The organism is Streptomyces sp. enrichment culture, from assembly GCF_964272855.1.
GTDB lineage: Bacteria > Actinomycetota > Actinomycetes > Streptomycetales > Streptomycetaceae > Streptomyces.
In genome coordinates this window covers 1-24175 of sequence record NZ_OZ186849.1, presented here as the reverse complement: position 1 = coordinate 24175, position 24175 = coordinate 1, and the positions used below count along the sequence as shown (strand labels likewise).

19 protein-coding genes and 5 pseudogenes are annotated in these 24175 nt (G+C 70.2%); 13 read left to right on the top strand and 11 right to left on the bottom strand.

From position 1 onward, the window contains the following. Nucleotides 1-308 precede the first annotated feature (308 nt). The 6 genes from ACSU6L_RS41195 to ACSU6L_RS41170 all read right to left on the bottom strand — a co-directional run bounded on the left by ACSU6L_RS41195 (nucleotide 309) and on the right by ACSU6L_RS41170 (nucleotide 5445). A complete protein-coding gene (locus ACSU6L_RS41195) occupies nucleotides 309-1511 on the bottom strand; it encodes a glycosyltransferase family 4 protein (RefSeq protein ID WP_437065453.1) in 1203 nt (400 codons plus the stop codon). After that, nucleotides 1512-2285: a class I SAM-dependent methyltransferase gene (locus ACSU6L_RS41190; protein ID WP_437065452.1), complete on the bottom strand. Its 774-nt coding sequence runs from the start codon at nucleotides 2283-2285 to the stop codon at nucleotides 1512-1514. Between the two features lie 148 nt (nucleotides 2286-2433). Then, complete coding sequence (locus ACSU6L_RS41185) at nucleotides 2434-3576, bottom strand: glycosyltransferase (RefSeq protein ID WP_437065451.1); 1143 nt, start codon at nucleotides 3574-3576, stop codon at nucleotides 2434-2436. After that, entirely contained in the window at nucleotides 3573-4271 is a 699-nt protein-coding gene (locus tag ACSU6L_RS41180) for a WbqC family protein (RefSeq protein ID WP_437065450.1), read from the bottom strand. Before ACSU6L_RS41180 ends, ACSU6L_RS41185 begins: the two co-directional genes overlap by 4 nt. Next, complete coding sequence (locus ACSU6L_RS41175) at nucleotides 4268-4936, bottom strand: PIG-L deacetylase family protein (protein ID WP_437065449.1); 669 nt, start codon at nucleotides 4934-4936, stop codon at nucleotides 4268-4270. Before ACSU6L_RS41175 ends, ACSU6L_RS41180 begins: the two co-directional genes overlap by 4 nt. Nucleotides 4937-4959: 23 nt before the next feature. Next, nucleotides 4960-5445: a GNAT family N-acetyltransferase gene (locus ACSU6L_RS41170; RefSeq protein WP_437065447.1), complete on the bottom strand. Its 486-nt coding sequence runs from the start codon at nucleotides 5443-5445 to the stop codon at nucleotides 4960-4962. Between the two features lie 182 nt (nucleotides 5446-5627). On the opposite strand from ACSU6L_RS41170, the gene ACSU6L_RS41165 reads away from it, so the two are divergent. Genes ACSU6L_RS41165 through ACSU6L_RS41155 form a run of 3 tightly spaced genes read left to right on the top strand, consistent with a single transcriptional unit; the run spans nucleotide 5628 to nucleotide 9198 of the window. Then, the gene (locus ACSU6L_RS41165; RefSeq protein WP_437065446.1) at nucleotides 5628-7061 is read left to right on the top strand and encodes an O-antigen ligase family protein; all 1434 of its coding nucleotides are present in this window, start codon (nucleotides 5628-5630) and stop codon (nucleotides 7059-7061) included. Then, nucleotides 7055-8263 (top strand): glycosyltransferase, encoded by a 1209-nt coding sequence (locus ACSU6L_RS41160; protein ID WP_437065445.1) that lies wholly within the window; start codon nucleotides 7055-7057, stop codon nucleotides 8261-8263. The genes ACSU6L_RS41165 and ACSU6L_RS41160 overlap by 7 nt, the downstream gene beginning before the upstream one ends. Beyond that, nucleotides 8260-9198 (top strand): NAD-dependent epimerase/dehydratase family protein, encoded by a 939-nt coding sequence (locus tag ACSU6L_RS41155; protein WP_437065443.1) that lies wholly within the window; start codon nucleotides 8260-8262, stop codon nucleotides 9196-9198. The genes ACSU6L_RS41160 and ACSU6L_RS41155 overlap by 4 nt, the downstream gene beginning before the upstream one ends. Before the next feature lie 272 nt (nucleotides 9199-9470). Here ACSU6L_RS41155 and ACSU6L_RS41150 read toward each other — a convergent pair whose 3' ends face one another. Genes ACSU6L_RS41150 through ACSU6L_RS41140 form a run of 3 tightly spaced genes read right to left on the bottom strand, consistent with a single transcriptional unit; the run spans nucleotide 9471 to nucleotide 12360 of the window. Then, nucleotides 9471-9605, bottom strand: coding sequence for a hypothetical protein (locus ACSU6L_RS41150; RefSeq protein WP_437065442.1), 135 nt, complete (start codon nucleotides 9603-9605; stop codon nucleotides 9471-9473). Nucleotides 9606-9622: 17 nt separating this feature from the next. Further along, the gene (locus tag ACSU6L_RS41145) at nucleotides 9623-11029 is read right to left on the bottom strand and encodes a hypothetical protein (protein WP_437065440.1); all 1407 of its coding nucleotides are present in this window, start codon (nucleotides 11027-11029) and stop codon (nucleotides 9623-9625) included. 44 nt (nucleotides 11030-11073) lie between these two features. Continuing rightward, nucleotides 11074-12360 (bottom strand): nucleotide sugar dehydrogenase, encoded by a 1287-nt coding sequence (locus ACSU6L_RS41140; RefSeq protein ID WP_437065439.1) that lies wholly within the window; start codon nucleotides 12358-12360, stop codon nucleotides 11074-11076. Nucleotides 12361-12627: 267 nt separating this feature from the next. On the opposite strand from ACSU6L_RS41140, the gene ACSU6L_RS41135 reads away from it, so the two are divergent. From ACSU6L_RS41135 to ACSU6L_RS41125, 3 genes are read left to right on the top strand one after another with little or no spacing between them, the layout of a single operon-like run. Further along, nucleotides 12628-13704: an NAD-dependent epimerase/dehydratase family protein gene (locus tag ACSU6L_RS41135; RefSeq protein WP_437065437.1), complete on the top strand. Its 1077-nt coding sequence runs from the start codon at nucleotides 12628-12630 to the stop codon at nucleotides 13702-13704. After that, nucleotides 13701-14903, top strand: a complete 1203-nt coding sequence (locus ACSU6L_RS41130; protein ID WP_437065436.1) for an MraY family glycosyltransferase — start codon at nucleotides 13701-13703, stop codon at nucleotides 14901-14903. The genes ACSU6L_RS41135 and ACSU6L_RS41130 overlap by 4 nt, the downstream gene beginning before the upstream one ends. Before the next feature lie 39 nt (nucleotides 14904-14942). Then, nucleotides 14943-16127 (top strand): glycosyltransferase, encoded by a 1185-nt coding sequence (locus tag ACSU6L_RS41125; RefSeq protein WP_437065434.1) that lies wholly within the window; start codon nucleotides 14943-14945, stop codon nucleotides 16125-16127. Here the strand turns inward: ACSU6L_RS41125 and ACSU6L_RS41120 are convergent. Beyond that, entirely contained in the window at nucleotides 16058-17524 is a 1467-nt protein-coding gene (locus ACSU6L_RS41120) for a DUF4012 domain-containing protein (protein ID WP_437065492.1), read from the bottom strand. The genes ACSU6L_RS41125 and ACSU6L_RS41120 overlap by 70 nt on opposite strands. A gap of 1491 nt (nucleotides 17525-19015) precedes the next feature. Then, a pseudogene (locus ACSU6L_RS41115) lies at nucleotides 19016-19100 on the bottom strand (ATP-binding protein); the annotation flags it as partial. Nucleotides 19101-19241: 141 nt separating this feature from the next. On the opposite strand from ACSU6L_RS41115, the pseudogene ACSU6L_RS41110 reads away from it, so the two are divergent. The 7 genes and pseudogenes from ACSU6L_RS41110 to pspAB all read left to right on the top strand — a co-directional run bounded on the left by ACSU6L_RS41110 (nucleotide 19242) and on the right by pspAB (nucleotide 24083). Next, a pseudogene (locus ACSU6L_RS41110) lies at nucleotides 19242-20251 on the top strand (NADP-dependent oxidoreductase). After that, nucleotides 20248-20385, top strand: a pseudogene (locus ACSU6L_RS41105) (SDR family NAD(P)-dependent oxidoreductase); the annotation flags it as partial. The pseudogenes ACSU6L_RS41110 and ACSU6L_RS41105, both read left to right, overlap by 4 nt. Before the next feature lie 101 nt (nucleotides 20386-20486). Next, entirely contained in the window at nucleotides 20487-21011 is a 525-nt protein-coding gene (locus ACSU6L_RS41100; RefSeq protein ID WP_437065490.1) for an SDR family NAD(P)-dependent oxidoreductase, read from the top strand. Between the two features lie 524 nt (nucleotides 21012-21535). Continuing rightward, nucleotides 21536-22280: pseudogene (locus ACSU6L_RS41095) on the top strand (PspA/IM30 family protein). Then, complete coding sequence (pspAA, locus tag ACSU6L_RS41090) at nucleotides 22277-22555, top strand: PspA-associated protein PspAA (RefSeq protein ID WP_437052225.1); 279 nt, start codon at nucleotides 22277-22279, stop codon at nucleotides 22553-22555. Before ACSU6L_RS41095 ends, pspAA begins: the two are co-directional and overlap by 4 nt. A 13-nt stretch (nucleotides 22556-22568) precedes the next feature. Further along, nucleotides 22569-23462, top strand: a pseudogene (gene htpX, locus ACSU6L_RS41085) (zinc metalloprotease HtpX); the annotation flags it as partial. 57 nt (nucleotides 23463-23519) lie between these two features. Further along, nucleotides 23520-24083 carry a PspA-associated protein PspAB gene (pspAB, locus tag ACSU6L_RS41080; RefSeq protein ID WP_437065489.1) on the top strand — a complete coding sequence of 188 codons (564 nt, stop codon included), beginning with the start codon at nucleotides 23520-23522 and terminating at the stop codon, nucleotides 24081-24083. Nucleotides 24084-24175: the final 92 nt, after the last annotated feature.

Genomic DNA, 24175 nt, shown 5'->3' with positions numbered 1-24175 from the left:
CAGTGAGTGCGATGTGCTCGAGAATCTGCACGCGCTCGCGGAGGACCGGCTGCGCCGTCACCGCGTGCGGAAACGGCTGAGCCGGGTGAGCCCGCAGTCGCCGTCCGCGGCCGGCATGGTGCGTCACCGCCTCGGACTCTGCCGCCCGCCCTGCATCCGGGCCGCTCACGTGGCACGGGCCGTGTTGCCGCGGCCCGTGCACGCGCTGGCGGCCCGTCGGCCCGGCGCGCAGGCCCGGCAGCACCCGGCGGCGGAGCGCGGCCGGCCAACCGCGTTCCGCCGCCGGGTGCTTGCCCCGCGCCGGCGCCTCACAGCAGCGCGTGGAGCATCGCGGCCACGCGCTCGGGCGAGAACTCGCTCTGCGCCCGCTTCCGCAGCCGCAGCCCCAGCTCACACCGTTCCTCGGGGGAGGCGGCCACCAGAGACAGAAGGTGACCGGCCAGCGCGTCGAGATCGCCGACCGGCGCGACGTAGGGATAGTGGGCGCCCACCACGTCCACCGAACCGCCCGCATCGGTCGTCACCACGGGAGTGCCCGAGGCCATGGCCTCCAGCAGCACCCGTGGGAACCCCTCCTCGTAACTCGGCATGACCACGGCGTCTGCGGCCGCGTACAGCCGCGGCAGGTCGCGATTGGGAACCGGGCCCAGCACCTGCATGCCTCCGTCCCTCACCGCATCGGCGGCCTCGCGTTCCAGCCGAGCCCGCTCCGGGCCGTCTCCGGCCACCATGAGCCGGACCCTCAGGCCAGAGTCACGGACCTGCTCGGACGAGGCCACCGCCTTCAGGAGAGGGACGAGGAGGCGGACTCCCTTGCGATAGGACAGCCGGTGCACGAAGAGCGCGACGAACTCGTCGGCCCCCCAGCCGAGCTGCGTCCGTGCCGCCTTGCGGGCTTCGTCGTCCAGCGGGGCGAAGCGCCCCGCGTCGACGTCGTTGTACAGGAGCCGCATTCGCTGCTTGGGCACGCCCCACAGCCCGGACATCAGGGGCACCATGGTCTCCGGACCGGTCACCAGGCAGTGCACCAGCCGTGCCGTGACCAGGTTGACGAACTCCTGGGCCCTCATCCGCAGGGTCCTCGGCTCCTCCGGCGGCCGTACCCCGGGCAGCCCGCTGCGCCACAGCAGGATGCGATGGCGGTACAGCGGACGGGTCAGGATCAGCACGATCAGGAAGAGGGTGGAGTAGCGCAGGAAGTAGGTCCGGTAGCCGGCGCGGGACAGGCGGTGGACCGTGAGAGCGGTCCCGAGCATCCGGCCGATCCGGCTCCCGCCGGGGACGCGCAGCAGGAGGCGGACCCCGGCGAGGCATGCCGGAGGATTGCCGCGTTCCACGGCGGCCGCGATGTCGACGCGCGTTCCCAGAGCCGCCAGCAGCGCCGGGATGTGCGCGAAGTGTTCGGACTCGTCCTCGGACAGGTGCGGGACGACGTAGACCAACCGGGGGCGCGGGTCCGGCACGGTGGTGGTCGGTCTGCCGGATCCGCGGCTCCGCGTCGTGCCGCCCATCTAGCCCACCCGCCGAGCCGGTTCGCCGCCCCGCGGGGCGACACCGATCCTGCGCACCGCTCCCGTGATCTTCCTGGAGTCGAAGAGGAAGGACGGACGCTGACCGTGCTGCCCGCAGAAGTCCAGGAAGGCCCTGCTGGAGTCGACGTCGTCGCTCGCGAAGACCCCGCCCTGGGCCATCCTGGGCCAGGCCTGTCCGTACTCGAACAGCTGGGGCAGATAGAGGTGGTCGCTGTCGTGGAAGAACAGGTCGATGGTGCCCACGCGCTCCAGAGCCCGGCTGAAGCTGTCCTCGGGATTTCTCCGGTCGAGGATCTCCAGCTGCCACTGCGGGTGTTCACCCACCAGCCGGCCGGCGGTGTTGTTGATGTCGAAGCTGTACAGCAGCCCTGAGCCGTTGTGCTCGAGGGCGGCGAGGATCAGCCAGGAGGACCGGCCGTCGGCCACGCCGGTCTCCACCACCGACCGGGGCTTCAGCAGCCGGCTGAGCCCGTACAGCACTGCGCTGGTCTCCGCCTCCACGCCGTGCGTGAGCGGGTAGAAGAGCTGTGTCTCCGCGTAGCGGGCGGCCAGTTTCCCGGCGACCTCCTGGTACTCGTCCAGCACCCGCTCGATCTCGGCCGTCTCCCAGCCCAGCTCCCCGAGGAAGCCGGCCGCCGATGTGGTGAGCTTCCCGCCCGAGCGGGTGAAGTCCATGACGCTTGGCGCGGTGTACCGCTGGATGCCCGTCCCCAGTGTGCGCAGGGCCACGTATCCGCTCAATACGGACGCCACGGGCTTCATGCCAGAGTGCCTGACCCAGCGGCGTACCGTCGATGCTCGACCCACGGCGCCCTCCTCGATGTTCCTCGGTGTCATTGCGTCACATAACGTATCTGGTTATATCGGGGCAATTTAGAGCGAAACGCTAAAACACTGGAGGTCACTTGGCGCTGACGTCCTGGAAGAGCGCGGCCAGCGCCTCGATGTTGATGTCGAAGCCGTAGGTCGACAGAACGTGGTCACGTACCGTGGCGAGTTTCCCCTCCCCGGGAGGGTCGGCCAGGACCCGGCGCACTCCCGTGGCGATCGCGGCGGCATCGGCATCGACCAGCGACACCGTCTCCCAGCCCGCCGCAGCTGCCGGAATCCCGCCGACCGCCGTGGCGAGGACCGGCAGGCCGGCGGCCGCGGCTTCCAGCAGAGTCCTGGGCAGCCCCTCGTCACGGGAGGAGATGACGAAGAGGTCGGCCCGGGAGAGTTCCGAGCGCACCTCGTCGACGCCGCGGGCCCCGAGGAACTCGACATGGTGCGACAGACCGAGCCGTGCGGCCTGGTCGGTGAGGCGGTCGCGCAGCGGTCCGTCGCCCACGACCCGCAGGCGGATCGCGGGCTGGGTCCGGATCAGTTCGGCCAGTGCCGTCAGCAGCAGGTCGAAGCCCTTCGAGGCGACGAGGCGACCGACCGTCACGAGCACCGGGCACGGAGCTGCGAGCGGCGGCCGGTCACGCTTCAGCGGCTCCTGCCAGACGGGGAGCAGCCGCGGCGGGACCTCGGTGCACGGAAGACCGCGTTCCTTCAGCGAGTCGGCGATGGAGCGGGAGACCGCCCGGCGGGCACTGGCACGACGGCCGAAGAAGACGACGGCCACGCGGAGGACGGCTCGGCGCCGACGGCCGAGGGATTCCACCGGCAGTGACAAGTAGTCACCGTGAATGTCCATCAGCCAGGGACACCGCACGATGCGCGAGACGAGCCAGGCTGCGAGCCACCCCCAGGGTTCACCGCCATTGACCACGACTGTCTCGCCCCGGCGCTGGGCTGCTCGTGCGAGCCGGACCCCGATCCGTACCGATCCGGCCACCCAGACGAGCGACCGCGGGCCCGGGCGCCGCGGTCGCCTGTGGACGTGCAGCGGCCCTCGCCGGCACTCCAGGCGCGGGCCGGCCCAGATGCACTCGGCGCGGCCGAGGCGGCCCGCCAGCGCGGCCCAGGTGCGGAAGTCGGCGGAGTCGTCCACATCCGCCTGGCGGAACCCCGAAATCGTCACAGCGGTGAGCCCGATGGGCTGGGGGGCGGTCGTCATGACGCGGTGAGCCGGTAGCCGGACAGCAGCGGCGGCAGCTCGGCGGGGTCCAGCCGCGACCACGCGTCGAAAGCCGACAGGCACGGCACGAAGGGATCGTGGCCCTGGGCGTACGTCGGGTGGTCGAAGTCGAAGAAGCGGACCGCGATCCCGCGTGCGGCGAAGGCGTCGAGGTCCAGGTAGTCGCGTCCCGACGGCCCCGCGAGGTATTCGTCCGCGCCTGCCGCCCGGCAGAGACCGGCGATCAATTCGGACTTGCTTCCGGTGGCGTCGAGCTCCGAGGACCGGACCATGGGCACCTTGACGTCGAACTGCGACAGCAGGTAGTCGGCGAGGTCGAGATTGAGGTCGGCCAGCGAGCCACCGGGCGGTGCCGCGTCGATCAGCGTCAGCAGGTCCTCGATCCGGTCCGCGGCCCGGGTCCCCGACGCAGCCTGGGCCAGACGCCCGCGGTAACGCCGGCGCCAGAAGGGCACCTCGCAGATCCGCACATCACGGATCCGCGTACCGAACGGCGCGGTCACCGGCACGGTCAGCCAGGTGGACCGCCCGTTCAGCAGGACCCGGTTGCGGTTCTGGAAGTAGTTCTTCCGGTATGGCACCGAATCAAGGACGATCCACAGGTCGGACGCGGCGACCTTGGCCAGGAGGCCGAGCCACGGCAGGTGCTCGGGCTGGTGGACGGTGACTCTCATACGAGCACGCCTTCAAGCCGGGACACCTCGAAGGCCTCGCCGTACCGGGCGCGCATCTCGTAGCCGCGGTACCGGGAGCGGGCCTCGACGCCCTCGATCCACTGCTCGCCGTACTTGGTGTACTCCGACTCGTGCTGGCGCAGGGCCCGCAGCTTCTTGTCGATGGTGTTGTCGATGTTGACGTAGAGCTGCGGGCGGAAACCGACGTAGCTGCGCCCCGACGGTGTGATGGGCTCGTACATGACGACGGAGTTGTAGTACCGGCTCGCCGCGATGGTGGCGAGCGCGGTGTTGGCATGGGACCGGTGGGTGTCGAACGGCCAGTGGGTGAAGACCATCGTCGGGCGGAACTCGTCGACGACCCTGTTGATCGATTCCACGACGGTCGAGTGGTTCTCCACGTCCTTGGCGGGGAACGACAGGACGTCGATCTCCTTCACCCCGAGTGTCGCGGCGGCCTCCCTGCCCTCGGCGACCGCCACCTCTGCGTCACGGAAGTGGCTGCCGTCGTAACTGGTGTAGTCCGACGGGCTCATCACGAGGAAGCGCACCTGGGCGCCCGCCTCGACGAGACGGGCTGCGGTACCTCCGGCCGCCAGCTCGATGTCGTCGAGATGAGCCCCCACGAACAGGCTGCGCTCGAACATCGGGTTGCTGCAGAACATCACGTCTTCCTCTCGGGCAACGGTCACCGATGGGTCGTGGCGCCGGTCGCCAGGGACAATTTGCCTTCCGGAGTGGTGCCGGTGACACGGAAACCCGCACGCGTGTAGAGAGCGAGCGCGGGCCGGTTGCCGGCGTCGCAGACGAGGGTGACCACACCGGGCGTCCGCGCAAGGAAAGCGGCGATCAGTCCGGAGGCGACACCGGTACGCCGATGGCGGGGGTCGGTCGCCACGCGGTGCACATGCGTGCCGTCGGGCCGTCGTGACGCGATCAGGAATCCGGCCGGTCTCCCCGACACTGTTGCGACGAGGCTCAGTTCCCGCTTGCCGGGAAGGTCCAGGGCGAAGTTCTCACGCTGCCACGGCGCGGTGTCGTAGTGCTCGCTCGCTTCGTGCGCGCGCCGCTCCATCTCGACGAGAACGTCGAGCAGTTCGTCAGCCACTTCGTCGAAGCGACGCAGCTCGTGGACCGGCTGCGGGACCGCGGACGTCGCCTTCGTACTGTGCATCCAAGCCCCCAGAGTTGCGGTGCTCCCCCGAGCGTTGCAGGGCGGAGACAGCAGGCGACGTCGGCGGGCCGACCATGGGGAATCGATACGCTCCAACGGCGTACGAGGGGTGCGGACTCCCGCGTGCCGGACATCCGGTTTCATGCCGCGCGACCACACTGAGGCCGGTGACATTGCCGAGAATGCGCTTGCAGCCGCCCCGCCGACGGAAGCACGGCACCGGGACCTTGCCCGGGCAGTCCGTCGTGCTCGTGGTCGCCGGCGCAGCTTGCGTACTGCTGATCGCCGGGCTGCTGGTCACGTACGGCTCGGCCTGGCCTCTGGTATCGACGCTGGTCGTCCTGGCCATGCTGGGGATGCTCCTGCCACCCGCACTCGTGCTGGCCGGCGCCGTGGTGCTGGGGCATGGGCTCGGCATCGCCGCGCTGCAGGCCCCACTGGTGGGTCCGCTGCTCATCACCGACGTGCTGTTGCTCCTCCACCTGCTACGTGGTCTCACCCAGTGGCGTACGGGCGGGGAACGCAACGGGTGGACCGGCGCTTGTCTCGCGCTGTTCCTGGCCTGGTCGTTCCTGTCCACTCTCTGCGCGGGCACGTCGGTCACCCCGCTGCTCCGCATCGCCGTCTACGGTGCGGTGTTCCTGCTCCTGTCACGCCGGGGGACGGATCGGAGGCTCGTCTACGTTGGCGTCCTGTGCTATGCCCTCGTCAACGTCGTGGTGGGGATGTTGGGGGGGCAGGCACGGCTCGTCGGGGTGGACATCGACGATCCGTTTCAGACCGGCGTGCTGCTGTTGGCCGCGCTGTGTCCACTGCTCACCTCCGAACTGCGGTTCCGTGGCAGGTGGGCCGTCGGGGCGCTGCTCCTGTGGGGGATCTTCCTGACGCAGACGCGCAGTGTGTGGTTCGCCACGGTTGTCGTGCTCGTCGTCCGGGTGCAGCGGAAAATCTCAGTCGCCAGACTGGTCCTCATTCTCGCGGGTCTCGCGTTCGCGGGGCTGAAGACGGTCGACCTGGTCACGGAGTGGCTGGGCCTGAACAGCTTCAGCGCGGTGCTCCGTCACCAGAGTGTCGTGAACGGAATCCGTGCCGGCCTGGAGAACCCGCTCTTCGGCACCGGGTGGGGCCGTGTGTCGACCATGGAACACTTCCTGGTCTCCGGGTGGGACGCAACGCGGCAGGTCATGCCCTACAACCTCTTCGTCAATGTGTTCGCCTCGGTGGGGCTGCCGGCGCTGCTGGCGCTCGTGCTGTTCCTGGGCGGGCTCCTGCGGCGCCTGGCCCGCCGCCGCGACGCGCCATTGTTGTTCACCGTCGCGGTGCTCGCCATGTCCCTCACGGAGATGACCCTGTACGCGGGGTCGATGCAGACGCTGCTCTTCTTCGTCTACGCGGGGATGGGGATCGGCCGCCCTGAAGGGCCGGCCGGGCCGGCGCGCCCGCGGGCCGAGCCGGACGGGCGAGGCGCGTACGCCGTAGGTGTGTCCGCTGCCCCGGCCGGCGGCGTGTCGATGCCGCCGCTTCGCCCCCGGCGGGTCACCATGAGCGCTCGTCGTGGGCGGGGATCGGTGCCCGACCCAGCGGTCGACCGGGAACGCGGTGAGACAGCATGGTGATTGCCGGACGTCGCATCAACGGCGCCGCCCCTTCGCGCATCCGGGTGATGCGAGTCATCGCGAGGATGAACGTGGGCGGTCCGGCCCTCCAGGTCTCCACACTGATGCGTGGGCTCGACCCGGAGGTGTTCGACCAACGGCTGTACGCCGGGTACGTGGGCCCGGACGAGGCCGACTACGTGGAGCAGCGGGCACGGGACGTGTCGGTCAGCCGGGTGCCCACTTTGGGCCGAGCGGTGCGGCCGACCGACGACCTGCGGGCGCTGTCCGCCCTGGTCGTAGCCATGCGCCGGTTCCGGCCGCACATCGTGCACACGCACACCGCCAAGGCTGGAGCGCTCGGGCGTGCGGCAGCGGTGCTGGCGCGGGTGCCGGTACGGGTGCACACCTTCCACGGCCATCTGCTGCACGGCTATTTCTCACCCGCCAAGACCCGCCTGGTTGTCCGGGCCGAGCAGGGCCTGGCAGCCGTCACCGACCGGCTCGTGGCAGTGGGGCGCGGCGTCCGCGACGACCTTCTGACCGCCGGCATCGGTCGGCCCGGGCAGTACGCCGTGGTACCGCCCGGCACCACACCGGCCGCGGCTCCCACGCGCGCGGAGGCGCGCGAGCGGCTCGGCCTCCCGGACGACGGCCTCGTCGTGGCCTATGTCGGGCGGGTGACCAGGATCAAGCGGCCCGACCGCTTCCTGGCGGTGGCCCGCGAGGTGCGCCGCGCGGTACCGGCCACCCGATTCCTCGTGTGCGGGGACGGAGACCTGCACAACGACCTGCAATCGGCCGCCGATCTGCGCGACGTGCTCCATCTGCTGGGCTGGCGCGCCGATGTGGAGACTGTCTATGCCGCCGCCGACGTGGTGCTGCTCACCTCGGACAACGAGGGGATGCCGGTCAGCCTGATCGAGGCCGGGCTGGCCGGGGTGCCGGCCGTGGCCACGAACGTGGGCAGCGTGGCCGAGGTGGTCCAGGACGGGAAGACCGGTCTGCTGGCCCGCACGGAGGCCGGCGAGCTCACCCGCCACACCGTCACCCTGTTGCGCGACGAGGGGCTCCGCCGCCGGATGGGAGAACAGGCTCGGGCCTGGACAGCGCAGCGGTTCGGGGCCGAGCGCCTGGTGCGGGACACCCACGACCTCTACGCCTCCATCGCCGTGGCGCGCGGCTGGTGGCCAGCCCCCCTACCGAAAGGTGCCGACCGTTGAACGTCGTAGTGACCGGAGGCGCCGGGTTCATCGGAGCGAACCTGTGCCGCGAGCTGGCCGTTCGCCCCTCCATCGGCAAGGTCGTCGCCCTCGACGACCTGAGCACCGGTACCGCGGCCAACCTCGCGGGCACGGACGTGGAACTGGTCGAGGGCAGCATCCTCGACCGCGAACTGCTCGACGACGTGGTGGCCCGGGCCGACACCGTCGTCCATCTGGCCGCGCGACCGTCCGTGCCGCGTTCTCTGGCCGATCCGTTCGCCAGCCACGAGGTCAACGCCACCGGGAGCATGCGCGTGGTCGAGGCCTGTCGCCGTGCAGCCACGCACCTGGTCGCCGCGTCGTCGTCGTCGGTGTACGGCTCAGTCACCGACCTGCCCAAGCATGAATGCCTGCCGACCCGTCCGCTCAGTCCCTATGCCGCCAGCAAGGTCGCGACCGAGTCGTACGTGCTCGCCCACCAGTCGGCTTTCGGTCTTCCGGCCCTCGTCTTCCGCTTCTTCAACGTCTACGGCCCGCTGCAGCCGGCCGGACACGCCTACGCCGCGGTCGTTCCGTCCTTCATCGACGCGGCGCTGCGCGGTGAACCGCTGACGGTGTTCGGCGACGGCCACCAGACCCGTGACTTCACCTACGTCGGCACGGTCGTCCGGGTGCTCGCCGACGCTGTCGAGCGCAGGGTCACGTGCGCTGACCCGGTCAACCTGGCCTTCGGTACCCGGGTCAGCGTGCTGGAACTCGCGCATCACCTCGCCAAGACGCTGGACCTGGCGATCGAGGTCCGCCACGAGGCTCCCCGTCGCGGCGACGTGCGGGACTCCCAGGCCGACGACGGCCTGCTGCGCGGTCTGTTCACCGGTCTGCGTGCGGTTCCGCTGGAAGAGGGACTGACCGAGACCGTTCGCTGGTTCCGCTCGCTGCCCGCGTACGCATAGGGCGTCCGATGTGCGGAATCGGGTGCGTTGTCCGACGAGGGAAGTCGGTCCGCGTCTGGTGCCGGGCCGCGACCGGATCGGCAAGAAGCCGCTATGCCACCGGTGCGACGGCACCGCACGGTACTTCGTCTCTGAGCTCAAGTCGCTCCGGCGGGCTTCGGGGTTGCGCTCGCCGCCTGGCTCAGCTCCGAGCTGCGCGATGGGCGCCCAGACTTGACTCCACCGCCGCCGGACGGGGCCTGTTCCTTGTTCCGCCGCAAACCGCAGCGCTGTCACGTGAGCACCAGGCCGGTCAGAACCATGCGGAGCGGATCCGGGCGCGGCTGCAGTCCGGGCAGTGACACCGCCGGTTCCTCGACGACGGCCGGTCCGAAGCCCCGGCAGTGCCGGTCGGCGGTGACCGGCACGATGCGGTGACGTCTCCTCAGGCTGCGGGGTGAGTCCGGGGCGCACCGAACGCCGGACCCGTCTCCGCTGAGGCACCCGGTCCGGTTAGTGACCGGAGGAGGAACCACAGCACGGCGAACCAGCCCGTCGTGCTCAGCAGAACCAGACCCAGTGAACCCCACGCGAACGCCGTCGTGCCGCACAGCGCACCGGAGCAGAGCTGGATGGCACCGGCCAGTGTCGCGAGCTGGCAGACGCCCTCGGCGCTGAGAAAGACCAGTCTGACCCCCGGGAATCCCAGGGCCGAGGGCAGCACCTTGGCCCAGATCACCGCGCCCCGCAGCGCGGCCCCCATCAGCATGACCACCGCCGCCGTGTACAGCACCGTGTACTCGGGCCCGTACACCAGGTCGAGGAGCGGGCCGAGGAGAGCAGCCGCGACCACTACCGCAAGCACCCCGATTCCTCCGGTGAGCGCGCTGGAGCGGAGGACGTCGCCCACCACCGTCGTGCGGCTCCCCTGGGCCGCGGCCCGGGCCAGGCGCGGATAGAGCTGAGCCGCCACCGGGTTGACGAAGCTCGCGAAGAGACGGCCGGGGGCGCCGGCGACTTTCAGGTACGTCACCAGGGCGGGGCCGCCGAGCAGCCCAGCCAGCAGGGAGAGGCCGCTGTCCGACGCAAGGGAGACCGAACCGGTCGCCGAACTCTTCACCAGGAAGGGCACCAGCTCCGGTGGCACCGGAACCGGGTCGGCGGAGGGCGGACCGCAGGCCCGGCGGACCTGCCGCCAGGCGAGCACCGTGACCACCACCGTGTAGACCAGTCCGGTGATGGCGGTGGCCACCAGGTAGCCCGCCGTGCCCACCATCAGCAGCGCGGTCAGCGTCACCGGGCAGCCGAACACGGCGAGTGCCAGGCGGATCACGCCGAGCCGGGAGAGCTGGTCGGCGATCGCGAACCCGGCCGAAGCGCTCCCCGAGGGCGTGGCCGCGCCGGCCGCCAGCACGGCCGGCAGGAGCAGGGCGAGCCATTCGGCGGAGATCCATCCGACTGCCGCGGCGGCCAGCGCCCCTACGACACCCACGACCGTGGCCAGCAGCCCTGCCGCGACATCCAGCCACAGCAGCCTGTGGTACAGACGGGTTCCCCGGCCGCGGCCGTAACGTTGTTCCAACGGCACGAACCGCTGCTGTGCGTCTTCGAAGCGCGGGTCCCACAGCAGGAACCAGACCGTCGCCACGGACTGGACCAGGAGCACTTTCCCCGCCTCCGCGCCGCCGACGTGCCGGACCAGCGTGGCCGTGGTGGCGAATGACACCGCCGATTCCACCTGGCTGGCGGCGGTGAGTGAGCCGAAGGTGCGCAGATGCCGCCAGCGCCGCAATGTTCGCCGACGCCCGGCGATCTTGTGGTGGTCGCTCTCGGTGTGCTCTCCGCGCGTCACGATCCGTTCACCTGCCGCCGCACCTCCGGGCAGCGCGTACGCGGTCAGAGGATCTCGACACGCTCGCCCCGGCAGCGGTTGCGGGCGTCGAAGACGTAAGCCCCGGCCCGTTCGACGAGCGCGTAGTCGAAGGCATCGTGGTCGGTCGCCACGACGACCGCGTCGGCCACCCGGATCTCCTCCTCGGTGAGTTCCACCCGGGTGATGTCCGGAGGAACGAGATACGCCTCGGCGTGCGGCTCGGCCACGACCAGGCGGGCGCCGAGAGCGAGCAGCGACTGGGCGAGGACGAGGGCCGGCGACTCGCGGATGTCGCCGGTGTTCTTCTTGTAGGACAGGCCCAGTTGCAGGATGCGTGAGCCGTTGACAGCCTTGCCGCGCTGGTTCAGTCCGTGGGTGATCCGCCGAACGACATGGTCGGGCATGTGATCGTTGATCTCACTGGCCAGCGTGACGAACCGGACGTCTCGCCTCAGCTCCCTCTTGACCTGCCACGACAGATAGGAGGGGTCCACCGGCAGACAGTGCCCGCCCACACCCGGTCCCGGTCTGAACGGCATGAAACCGAACGGCTTGGTGCTCGCGGCCTCGACCGCCTCCCAGATGTCGGCCCCCAACTGCCGTGAGATCATGGCCATCTCGTTGACCAGCGCGATGTTGACGTGGCGGAAGGTGTTCTCCAGCAACTTGGTCAGCTCGGCGGTGCGGCAGGAGCTCACAGGCACGGTGCGCTCGACGATGGTGCCGTAGAAACGCTCGATGCTGCTGAGCGAGGCCTCGTCGATCCCCGAGATGACCTTGGGCGTGTTCTCCAGGTGCCAGTCGCGGTTCCCTGGGTCGATGCGCTCGGGACTGTAACCGAGGTGGAAGTCCGCACCGGCCTTGAGTCCGCTGCCCGCTTCCAGCAGAGGGCGCAGCAGGCAATCGGTGGTCCCGGGGTACGTGGTGGACTCCAGGATCACGGTGGCGCCCGGTGTGAGGTGCGGGGCGATGCTCCGCCCGGCGCACTCCACGAAGCTGAGATCGGGTACGCCTTCCCGCAGCGGGGTCGGCACGGTGATGACACAGACGTCGAAACCGTCGATCCGGTCGTAGTCGGTGGTGGCGCGGAAGCGGCCGCTCTCCGCCGCGGCCACCAGGCTCGCCCCGTCGACGCCCTCGATGTAGGAGTCGCAGGCGCCCAGCCGCTTGACGCGCAGCTCGTCGGTGTCCACGCCAACGACGGAACACCCGGCTTCGACCGCGCGCATGGCCAGGGGCAGGCCTACATAGCCCAGGCCGACGACGATCAGCTGGCACCCGTCCGTACGGCTGCTCTGTTGCACCCTCATCACTCCGGATTTTTTCGGCGATCGACAATTTATGCCGAGCCCATTGATACACGTGCGGTCACTCCGGTCGGCACGTACGCGAGGTGTCTGACGCGCATCACTCTAATTCCGTAACGAGAAGGAACGCCGAAGGGCGTGACTGCGGCTGACGATGTTTCAATTACCTCCGTTGATCCCATAGGTGAATCGGCTCAGTGATGTGATCTAGCTGAATCAGGGAACCGAGACCCACCACCCGAACCGGAGTGACGGCGCATGGATCGTTGTTTGAAATACCTGGTCACTGGCGGAGCCGGCTTCATCGGCTCCCATCTCGTGGACGCAGTGCTGGCCGAGGGACACAGCGTGGTCGTCCTGGACGACCTCTCCACCGGGCAGCAGGGAAACCTCGCCCAGGCAGCATCGAATCCGCTTTTCCGATTCGTTCGCGGCTCTGTTCTGGACGCACCGCTCGTTGACAGGCTGGTGCTGGAGTGCGATACCGTCATCCATTTTGCTGCAGCCGTTGGGGTCAAACTCATTGTCGAGCAGCCGCTGACGTCCTTCGTCACCAACACGAAAGGCACCGAAACCGTCATCGAGTCCGCGCATCGTCATGAGCGCAGGATCCTGATCGCCAGCACCTCGGAGATCTACGGAAAGAACTCCTCCGGGCGGCTCACCGAGACCTCCGACCGAATCCTGGGCAGCCCTGCCGTGGCTCGCTGGTCGTACAGCACGGCAAAGGCGGTGGACGAGATCATGGCCTGTCTCTATCACCGGGAGCGGGGCCTGAGGTCGACCGTGGTCCGGTTCTTCAACACCGTGGGCCCCCGGCAGAGCCCGGCGTACGGCATGGTCATCCCACGCTTCGCCCGGCAGGCCGTGCGCGGGGAACCCCTCACGATCCATGCGAGCGGCCGCCAGAGACGCTGCTTCCTGCATGTCGCCGACGCCGTCGCCGCGCTGCTGCTCCTGCTGGAACGTCCGGAGGCGGAAGGAGAGATCTTCAACATCGGCTCCGACGGCGAGATCAGTATCGGGGAGCTCGCCGACCGGATCATCGCCCAGGCCAAGAGCTCCTCCTCCGTGGAGTATCTGTCGTACGACGAGGCATACGGACCCGGCTTCGAGGACATGGAACGCCGGGTCCCGGACACCACGAAACTCCGCGACCTCACCGGCTGGCGGCCCCGCCGGACCCTGGCCGACATCCTCGCGGACGCGATCGCGGATGCCCGATCCGAATGGCATGGCACCCTGTCGGCGCCCATCCCGGCAGCCTCAGGGCCCTTGGGGCAACTTGTCCCCGCGGCCGGCGCACACGCTTCCGAAACCGCCCCGGTGGCAGGGTGGCGGGCGTGAGCACAGCGGCATGGACGGCGGCGGCAGGCGCTGCGGCGCTGCTGCTCGCACTCGTACTGACGGAGCCCTTGCGGCGCTTCGCCCTGCGCAATGGGATCACGGACAGGCCCAACGCCCGCAAGGCGCACCCCCGGCCGACGCCCTGTCTGGGCGGTGTCGCGGTCGCGGTCGCCACCCTTGGCGCGGGCACCGCCGCCGCGTTCGCCCGCGGTGTCCTCGACCCGACGCTCGCCGTGCTGCTCGGCGGCGGGGCGATCGTGTGCGTCCTCGGGCTCGTCGACGATCTGCGCCAGCTCGGCCCGGGAATCCGGCTGTACGTCGAGACGTCGGCTGCCGCGGCGGTGGTCCTGGTAGGGGGGCATCCGACGCTCTTCGGCGGCGCGTTCGACACCGTGCTCGCCGTCCTGTGGATCGTCTTCACGACGAACGCGTTCAACCTGCTGGACAACATGGACGGCGTGGCTTCCTCGCTGTGTGCCGTCATCGGCGGAGTAACCTGCCTCACTGCCGAGGCCGGCGGACTGGGCGTGGTGACGGCGGCTCTGGCGGGGGCCTGTCTGGGTTTCCTCTTCCACAACAGGCACCCGGCACGGATCTTCCTCGGGGACGCGGGTTCGCTCTTCCTCGGCTTCACGCTGTGCTCCGCGGTGGTGGTGCTCCACCGGGATGCCGACGGCCTGTCCGGGCCCGTCGTCCTTCTGCTGGCCACGCTGATCCCGACGGTGGACACCGCACTGGTGATGACGTCCCGCTACCGGGAGTCGAGGCCGCTGCTGCAAGGCGGCACGGACCATATGACCCACCGGCTGCGCCGGACGGGGATGACGGTCCCGCAGATCGTGTGGGCCCTCAGCCTCGTCGCAGCACTGAGCTGCCTGTTCGGCGTACTTGTGACGCACGGGGTGGTCACTCCGGCGGGCGCGCTCGTTGCGGCCATCCTGGTGGCCGTCGCAGCGGTGCGGCTGCTGCTCAAGATCCCGTCCACGGCAGGCCTCTCCCCGCGCACCGTGGTCCGGGCCGGTGCCGCGCAACACGCGAACGCCCGAACGACCGTGCCGGCCAGGCTTGGCGGTACGCTCGGGCGTCGCCTCCGGCCGGCCAGGCCGACGGAAGTGCCGCACAGCCGGGAAGCCGACGAGACCGGCGCGCCGTTCCCGGCGGCGGGCTTTCCGTCGACACCAAAGTCGGGCAGCAGCTGAGCGGCGGCCGCCCGAGGTTCGGTCGTCAAGGAGGGCGGCGTGGTGACCTCGACACGTATCTGCGAAGTGATCAAGACTCTCGATGTGGGCGGCGCCGAGGTTCTCCTGGTGGACCGCCTGCGTCAGGCACCGCGGAAGGGCCGCGACTACACGGTGGTCTTCCTGCGGGCGACGACGGAGGAACTGGTGGACACGCTCCGGGACTGCGGAGTGACGGTTGTCGACCTCCGGTGCTTCCCACGGTGGCTCCGCTACCTCAGGCTCGTCGGCGCGGTGCGGCGGCTGGCTCCCGATGTGGTCAACGTCCACTCACCGTCGCTCGCTGCGGTGCTGCGCCCGGCCCTGCACCTGATGCGCAGGCGGCCGGCGCTGGTCTCGACGGTGCACTGTGTGTCAGGTCACCCGCTGACCCGGCTGCTCGACCGGCCCACCCGCCGTCTGAACGACCTGACGGTGGCCGTCTCACCGCAGGTGGCCGTTTCCGAGACCGTGCGGGGCGCCCGTGCGGTCCGTACCCGCATCCACGGCGTGGACGTCGCCGTCCAGCGCGACTGGGCCACGCGGGCGGACCAGGTGCGGGCTGAGTTCCAGATCCCCGGCAACGCCTTCGTCCTGGCTTTCGTCGCGAACTTCCGCGCGGTGAAGAACCATCCGATGATGCTCGACGCGGCCGAAGTGGTGCTCGGCCGGCGTCCCGGCACGCTTCGTGGCTTCGTCGCTCCGCGCGGTGATGGTCCGATGATGCGCTGCGGGAACAGGTGCTCGGCGGCGTCCCGACGCACTGTTCGTCCTCGACCGACGTGGGCATGCTCGCAGGACCGGGTGCGCTACCTGGGACGGGTGCGGCAGGCAGGCCGGCTGGTGGCGGCGGCCGACGCCCTGGTGCTGTCGTCGCACCACGAGGCGATGCCCGTGGTCGTCATGGAGGCCCTCGCGTCCGGCGTGCCCGTGGTGGCCCCAGCGGTCGGCGGCATTCCCGACCTGGTCCGCGACGGTGTGAACGGCATCCTCGTCCAACCCGGTTGCGCGCAGCGGCTGGCCGGGGCCATTCTGCGCGCCATGCGTCCCGGGGTGCACGCGGCGCTCTCCGCCGGAGCGCGGGCCGACACCTCGTCGGTCGACCTGGCCGCCACCGCCGCGTGGTTCGACGATGTCTACGCGACCTTGGCGGACGGGGCCCGGAAGAGGCGGGGAACAGCCGGAAGAGCGGCCCGGGTCGGCTGACCCCAATCCACGTTCGCCCCTGGCCCCGCTGCCGCGTCCACGCGGTCAGTGACCGCAGGCCGGGTAGGGGGCCACATGGGCCCGCAGTGGTGTGACCAGTGGCTGGCGCCACAGCACGGGGCCCGCGGTCGCTGATCGGCTCGACCAGTCTGAGCGTGAGGGTTCGGGTGCTCTGCGCGGGCAGTTCCACATCCAGCGTGTAGACCGGGTGCTGCCGCTCCACACCGCTTGCGGCCATGACGGGGCGGCCGTCGAGGGACGCGCCCGTGAGGTTTGCGCCCGCGCTGGCGTAGTACGAGACCAGCAGCCGGTTGTCGCCCGGCCGGGTGCCGTACGACGGCTTGTCGCCCCGCTGGGTCACGTACGCGGGAAGTCCTGACGATGGAGCTGTGTTCGTGAGGGTGATCCGCGCGGTGACGAACCGTCCGCGAGACGTACAGCGGCCGGGGACCCAGCTCAGCTCCCGCTCGAGGTAGTAGTCGAGCTTTCCGCCCGCGGCGTTGTTGACGACGAGTCCCGCGAAGGGCCCCGGCTCCTGGGGGAACGTGCCGCCCCAGGGCCGTGTGGCCAGCAGACGTTGCTCGTCCTCCCGGGCACTCCACATCTTCAGCCGTCCTTCGGCCGCGTCGCCCCGGCTCCTGGGGGAACGTGCCGCCCCAGGGCCGTGTGGCCAGCAGACGTTGCTCGTCCTCCCGGGCACTCCACATCTTCAGCCGTCCTTCGGCCGCGTCGTCGTATGCAGCCTTGACCAGCCCGGGGAGCCGTCGAGGGTCACGGAAGGCGTCCTGCAGGGTGCCGGTCGCCGTGCGCGCCACGTCCAGGAGGAACGCCTTGCGTTCCGCGTCGTCGGGGTAGCGTGCATAGCCGGTGCGCTCCGTGAGATCCAGCACATTGTCCGCGGTGAGCTCGGCGCCGTCGGCCAGTCGTCCCGCACCGGTCACCCGCAGCAGTCGTGACAGCACGGTGGGATCCAGGGCCACCGCCCCGTCCACGTGCCGGCCGCTGCGCTCCTGCCAGGTCGCCGCCCAGATACGGGCCGCGTGGGGGAAGTGCGGGCTGAGATTGGAGTTGGCCCAGTACCGGGTCGGCTCGGCCCGGCCGTAACGGGCGGTGAACTCGGCGCCCAGATCGACTTCGGGGTTCGCGCCCGTCACCGCGTCGTCGTTGCCGAAGGTCTCGAAGGCGAGCTGTCCCCGATCGGCGGTGAGCGCGAAGGCGCCGGGCATGCCGCGGTACCGTCGTTCCGCCGTGTTCCGACGAAGTACCGCCGCGGACCGTGCTGTCCGAGCAACGGCGGCAGTACCCGGGCCGCCACCGCGGCATCCGCCGTGGCGGGCACCATCCGGTCGAGCAGCAGGACGAGTTGCGCGCGCGCGTGACCGACCGCGGGCGGCCAGCTGGTGCGGGGCAGTTCGCCGGCCTCCGCACGCAGCTCCGCGACGGTCCGCGCCGCCCTCTCCAGAGCGGGAGCCTGACCGCTCAACGCGGACAGCAGGGCTCCAAAGCCTTTCCCACCGGAGTCACCGGCGAGTTCGGAACGGAGACGCACGATCGGCGGAGGTACCTCGTGAGTCAGCCGGTCGGCGGCCCTCGTGATGCCGCGCACGGTCCGCGCGGGCGGGCCGAGGAACGGAGCACGCTCGAGGAGATACCAGGCCTTTCCCACTGGTGAGGTGATGCGCTCGGGACGCACGATGCACCGCGGCGGTACGCATCGTGACGTCAGCCGGGTCGGCGGCGTGATGCCGCGCACGGTCCGCGCGGGCGGGCCGAGGAACGGAGCACCGGGAGATACCAGGCCCGGTGAGGTGTGCGCTCCCGGCGTGCCGCGGCGGAACGCATCGACGCCACCGGGTCCGGCGTCCCCGCTGCCGGGCCCGCGTTCCCTGGCACACTCCTGACCGAGTGCCGAAGCGCCTCCAGTGACCGCTGAGCGGCGAGGAGCTCCGCGCGGGCCAGCAGGCCGGTGACCACGATCCAGCCGGCCCCGACAAGGAGCACCAGCGCGGCGGCCGACAGGACGTGCCTCAGACGTGGTCGGGGCCAAACGGCGGAGCCGGACGCCAGGTGTTCTTCGGCTGTGGGCCTGCCAGCCCTCCTCACGGAGAGCACCATGTCGATGACGTCGCCATCACTCTCACCACTCCTTACACATGAGTGCAGCGCCGAACAAGTGCGGCAAATAGCTCGTTACCACGCATATATCTTGCTCAGCCCGACTCCCGGCACCGGAGGGCTCGCACGTCGCCGGATGGCCCATTAAGTCATAACGACCGAGCCGGTCCGTGCATCAGCTCGCCGACGCGCTCTCCGCGGCCATTAAGTCATAACGACCGAGCCGGTCCGTGCATCAGCTCGCCGACGCGCTCTCCGCGGAGTGCCCCCGGAGTGTTTCGTGCGATGTGCCCGACCTGTACGCCGCTGGTGTCGTCGTATCGTCGGCGCCCGGTGGAGCGCGTCCTGCTCGGGGCCAGGGCCACCAAAGGCGGACCAGTGCTAGGGGGCGTCTCGCCGATCATGCCGGGCTCGCGGCGCCTGGCACCGCGCCTCGCCGCGTTGTCGTCGGTCCCCGATGCGCCGCATCTGCTCCCTCCTCCGCCTTGCGATGCACGGCACCAGACGCCGCTCCCTGATCCGGCCTGATCGACGAGACACCCCCTAGGACCGTGCAGTGAGGCATGGGCGGAGAGTTCCGCGCAGGGGGATCGCCGGAATGAGCACAGAAGGGGCCACGGGATGATCTTGAAGCCCTGAGTTCGGGTACGGGGCGATCCGGCTCGCCTTGAGTCCGGCCTCCGCGACTGCCACCGGAGGTTTCCCGGCCGGCTTGACGGCGCTGACCTGTGACGTCGGCATCGTCACCGCGGTGAAGTGGGGCTTTCGTAGGCGAAGATCGAGTAGCCGGCCCGGCAAGCCGCGACGGCGAGGGCGACGGCGATGTGGGGTCTTGCCGATTCCAGGCGGGCCCAGCGTCAAGACGTGTGGGTGTGCCGGCGTCACCGCGGGGTGTCGTGCCGTCGCTCCCGGCGTCCGACGGCTTGTGGTCAATATCACGGCATCTGGCGTACCTACTGGTCGGTATCCTCGCGGAGAGCCGCGACGACAGGAGGCGCGATGTCTGCGACCAACCGCCAGATCCGTCTGGCAGCCCGCCCCGTGGGCGAAGTCAAACCCCAGGACTGGGAGCACGGTGCGGGTTCCGTCGATGAACCGGGCCCGGGCCGGTTCGCGGGCCGGACACGTGTGATCTCCCTGGACCCGGCGATGCGGGGCTGGCTGGACGACCGTCCCTCCTACCTGCCGCCGGTGGGCATCGGTGAGGTGATGCGCGCCGGACGGTCGTCGAGGTGACCGCGTCGAACCACCCCGGCTTCCAGCCGGGTGATCACGTGGTCGGAACGTTCGGCGTCCAGGAGTACGTGGTCTCCGACGGCAAGGGCGCCATGAAGATCGACACGTCCCTCGCCCCGCCCTCGACGTATCTGGGCGCGCTGGGCATGCCCGGCATGACCGCCTACTTCGGCCTGCTGGACGTCGGGGCGCTGAAGGACGGCGAGACCGTAGTGGTGTCGGGAGCGGCCGGCGCCGTCGGCACCATCGCGGGTCAGATCGCGAAGGCCAAGGGCTGCCGGGTCGTGGGCATCGCCGGAGGGCCGGAGAAGTGCGCGCTGCTCACCGGCGAACTGGGATTCGACGCGGCGATCGACTACCGCGCCGAGGACGTCAGGAAGGCGCTGCGCCACCACGCCCCCGACGGCATCGACGTCTACTTCGACAACGTGGGGGGCGACATCCTCGACGCGGCCCTGACCCGGCTGGCGATGGTGCACGCGCGCGTCGTGGTGTGCGGTGCCATCAGCCAGTACAACAGCGCCACCCCGGTCAAGGGCCCCTCGAACTACCTCTCGATGCTGGTGCGCCGCGCCCGCATGGAGGGCTTCGTCGTCTTCGACTACGCCGAGCGCTACGCGCAGGCCGCCCGGGAGATCGCCGCCTGGATCGGCGCCGGCCGCATCAAGGTCAAGGAACACGTGGTCAGGGGGACCGTCGACGACTTCCCCGACACGCTGCAGATGCTCTTCCGCGGCGAGAACGTCGGCAAGCTCGTCCTGGAGCTGGCATGACGGCCGCCGGGAGCGGGGCCGCGCTCCAGGACAAGGTGGCGATCGTCACCGGCGGCGCCAGCGGACTGGGCCGGGCCACGGCGCTGGCGCTGGCGAAGGCGGGCGCGCGTGTCGTGGTCGCGGACCTCGACGCGCGGGGCGGCCGCGAGGTGGCCGAGATGATCGACGGCGGCGTCGACATCGCGTTCCTCAACGCGGGGGTGGCGGCCATTTCCGTGCCTGCGACGTCTCCGACCTGGAGGCCAACCGTGCGCTGGTGGAATTCGCCCAGCAGCAGTACGGCGGCGTCGACATCGCGTTCCTCAACGCGGGGGTGGCGACCGGATGCGGCATCGGTGAGGACTTCGACCCGGCGCGCTACCGCCGTGCGATGGGCGCCAACCTCGACGGCGTGGTGTTCGGCACGCACGCGGTCCTGCCGGCGCTGCGGGCCCGCGGCGGAGGAGCGATCGTCGCGACCGCGTCCCTGGCGGGGCTGGCGGCGGTGCCGCTGGATCCGCTGTACGCGGCCAACAAGCACGCGGTCGTGGGACTCGCACGCTCCCTGGGACCGGCTCTCGCGCCGCACAACGTGCGCTTCAACGCCGTCTGCCCGGGGGTTCGCCGAGTCACGGATCATCGACCACCTGCGCGACATGCTCTCCGAGCAGGAAATGCCGATCATCCCGGCCGAGGCCGTGGCGGACACGGTGCTGCGGATCGTCACCGGCGACGGCACCGGGGAGTGCTGGTTCATCCAGGCAAGCCCGTCGGCGTTTGAGAAGGCCCGGACGCGACCCGGAGCCGTTCCGTTTCCGCCACGTGCCTGGCCCGGGCAAGCCCGTCGGCGTTTGAGAAGGCCCCGGCATCCCGTGCCCGCCACGGGCTGCCGGTGTCACTGCTCGGCGGTGGCCGCCGCATGGGCGGTAATGCGGCTCGGAGGCGAGCTCAGGGTCGCGCGGCAGCGGGCTGCGCGGTGCAAGGTGTGCTCCAGTGATCCTGCGGCTGCGTCACACCTGCCTCACGGCACCCGGCACCGCCGGGTGCTTCTCTCTTTCTCCACCTGATTCCGGGAGCAGACCGTGACCAGCACAAGGCCGCACGGCACACGATCAAACTGCCACGCGGGACCCACGCCCGGACAATGGAAGTGGTGCTCGGCTGCCGGTGAGCAGCGGGCGAGCCGGTGGCGCAGCCGCGCGGCCGGGGGCTGAACCCGCGAACCCGACGGATAGCCGGCGAGCAAGGAGGTCACCATGACCAGCATCACTACTCCTACGAGCAGCAGCTGCAGATGGCCAACGCATCACCACCCTGTTCCCGATCAAGGCGAACAAGGCGCTGGACAAGGCCGAGGACCCGCGCGAGGTCCTGGACTACTCCTACGAGCAGCAGCTGCAGATGCTGCAACGCGTGCGGCGCGGGGTGGCCGACGTGGCGACCAGCCGCAAGCGGGTCGAACTCCAGCTCAGCCGACTCCAGCAGTCCACCGACAAACTGCAGGGCCAGGCCGAGCAGGCGCTGGCCGCCGGGCGCGAGGACCTGGCCCGCGAGGCGCTCACCCGCCGTACCGCTGTGGCCGCGCAGATCACAGACCTCCAAGCCGAGCACACGTCGCTGAAGGAGCAGGAGGACAAGCACGCTCGCCGCACAGCGCCTGGAAGGCAAGGTGGACGCCTTCCGGACCCGCAAGGAGACCATCAAGGCCAGCTACACCGCAGCCGAGGCCCAGACCCGGATCACCGAGGCCGTGACCGGCATCGGCGAGGAGATGGGCGACGTGGGCCTGGCCATGCAGCGCGCCCAGGACAAGACCGAGCAGCTGCAGGCACGCGCCGGCGCCCTGGACGAACTGATCGCCTCCGGTGCACTGGACGACGCCACCCTGCCGGCCGGCCGGGACGACATCCAGGCCGAACTGGAGCGCGTCACCGCGGACCAGGACGTGGAGCTCGAACTGGCCAGGATGAAGGCACAGTTGCCGAGCGGGTCCGCTCCGCAGGCGGTGGAAGCAAGGGAAGGACGGCCGGAACAGGAGGAGAAGTCATGATCATGCGGATTCTCGGCGAGGGCCAGTACGACATCGCCGACGAGCACCTCGACCGGCTCAACCACCTGGACACCGCCCTGCAGAAAGCCGCCGACGCCGGTGACGAGACGGCCTTCGCCACCGCCCTGTCGGCGCTGCTGGACGCCGTACGCAGCCTCGGCACACCGCTGCCCGAGGAGCGGATCACTCCATCGGATCTGGTGCTGCCCGACGAGACGACCAGCCTGCCGCAGGTACGCGAGTTGCTGTCCGACGAGGGCCTGATCCCAGACTGACGGGGTGATGGCGATGCGCAGCCGATTCGAGCCCGACCGACAGCTGACCGCCCGCACGGCGGTCACCATGTTCCTGCTCGGACTGCTCTACGTGGCGTTCATCGCCGCGCTGATCGTGCTGCTCAAGTCCGTCGTCCTCGTAGTCGTCATCGCCGCGGCCCTGCTGGGCGCCCAGTACTGGTACTCCGACCGCATCGCCCTGTACGCCATGCGCGGCCGGCTCGTCACGCCCGAGGAGCAGCCGCGGCTGCACGGGGTCGTGGACCGGCTGTGCGCGAGCGCGGACATGCCCAAGCCGCGGGTCGCGGTCTCCGACATGGACCTGCCCAACGCCTTTGCCACCGGCGTCGACACCGACCACGCCGTGGTCTGCGTGACCACCGGTCTCATGCGCCGTCTGGAGACCGAGGAACTCGAAGGCGTCCTCGCCCACGAACTCTCCCACGTCGCCCACCGCGACGTGGCGGTGATCACCATCTCGTTCCTGGGCGTCATCGCCGGGCTGATCGTCCGCTTCGCCTACTGCTCCCAGCTGTTCGGCGGGCGCAGCCAGCGGGACCAGAACACCGCCGCCGTCTTCCTGGCCGTGACGGCCGTCTCGGCCCTCGTCCACGCCGTCAGCTTCCTTCTCATCCGGGCCCTGTCCCGCCACCGCGAGCCGGCCGTCGACCGGGCCGCGGCCATGCTGACCGCCAAGCCATCCGCCCTGGCCTCGGCACTGACCAAGGTCAGCGGCAACATCGCCCGCATCCCAACCGAGGACCTGCGCACCGCCCAGGCGTTCAACGCGTTCTTCTTCACCCCCGCACTCGGGCCCGGCACCGCGGTGGCGAACCTGTTCTCCACCCACCCCACCCTGGAAAGCCGGCTGGAGTCGCTCGCGGAGCTCTCCGCAGAGCTTGGCGACGGGCGGCGAACCAGGCAGGCACTGAGCGAAGGAGACGCTGGCCCATGGGTTTCTGGGATGTGCTGTTCGGCCGGAGCAAGCCGATCCGGCCCGACCTGGACCAGCTCTTCGCCCTGCCCCCGGCTGCGATCACCTCCAGGCGGCCATCGGCTTCACCCCGACCGGCATGGGACGGCGTACTTCGCAGCGATCGAAGGCGGCGCCTTCGCTCACGTCCAGCAAGAGGTCCGAGCCCTCCTCACCGCCGACTCCGAACGAGGCGGCTCCCCGGTGGAGTTCAGCCGCGACACCTACGGATACTCCTGGCTGCTCTCCCGCCGTCCACCGGACGACCTGCCCGCCCTCGTGAGCGACCTCCACGCGGTCAACACCTCCCTGCAGGACAGCGACTTCGGCCCGCACCTCCTCTGTTCCCTGGTCGCCTTCCACGACGCCGAACTGCGCCCGCTCGCGCTCGTCTACCTCTCCAAGCGCGACACCTTCCACCCGTTCGCCCCGCTGCTCGCCAACACACGCGACAACCCGCTGGAACTTTGGGTCAAGACCGTACTCAAAGACGACCTGCGCATCGAGCAGGACCTGAGCCGCTGGTTCCCGCTCTGGGGCGCCCCCGGCCTGTGACCCGACGCAACCGGCCCACCCGAGCCCGGGGAGGTGACAACGTGAACGAACCCCAGCCCCGCTCCGGGGACGAACCGCGAACCGCCCGCCCG

What these genes read in the sequence shown, in the direction of transcription:
- ACSU6L_RS41195 (WP_437065453.1), bottom strand. Translation starts at nt 1,511, where the DNA reads ATGGGCGGCACGACGCGGAGCCGCGGATCCGGCAGACCGACCACCACC.
- ACSU6L_RS41185 (WP_437065451.1), bottom strand. Translation starts at nt 3,576, where the DNA reads ATGACGACCGCCCCCCAGCCCATCGGGCTCACCGCTGTGACGATTTCG.
- ACSU6L_RS41180 (WP_437065450.1), bottom strand. Translation starts at nt 4,271, where the DNA reads ATGAGAGTCACCGTCCACCAGCCCGAGCACCTGCCGTGGCTCGGCCTC.
- ACSU6L_RS41175 (WP_437065449.1), bottom strand. Translation starts at nt 4,936, where the DNA reads ATGTTCTGCAGCAACCCGATGTTCGAGCGCAGCCTGTTCGTGGGGGCT.
- ACSU6L_RS41170 (WP_437065447.1), bottom strand. Translation starts at nt 5,445, where the DNA reads ATGCACAGTACGAAGGCGACGTCCGCGGTCCCGCAGCCGGTCCACGAG.
- ACSU6L_RS41165 (WP_437065446.1), top strand. Translation starts at nt 5,628, where the DNA reads ATGCGCTTGCAGCCGCCCCGCCGACGGAAGCACGGCACCGGGACCTTG.
- ACSU6L_RS41160 (WP_437065445.1), top strand. Translation starts at nt 7,055, where the DNA reads ATGGTGATTGCCGGACGTCGCATCAACGGCGCCGCCCCTTCGCGCATC.
- ACSU6L_RS41140 (WP_437065439.1), bottom strand. Translation starts at nt 12,360, where the DNA reads ATGAGGGTGCAACAGAGCAGCCGTACGGACGGGTGCCAGCTGATCGTC.
- pspAA (WP_437052225.1), top strand. Translation starts at nt 22,277, where the DNA reads ATGATCATGCGGATTCTCGGCGAGGGCCAGTACGACATCGCCGACGAG.
- pspAB (WP_437065489.1), top strand. Translation starts at nt 23,520, where the DNA reads ATGTGCTGTTCGGCCGGAGCAAGCCGATCCGGCCCGACCTGGACCAGC.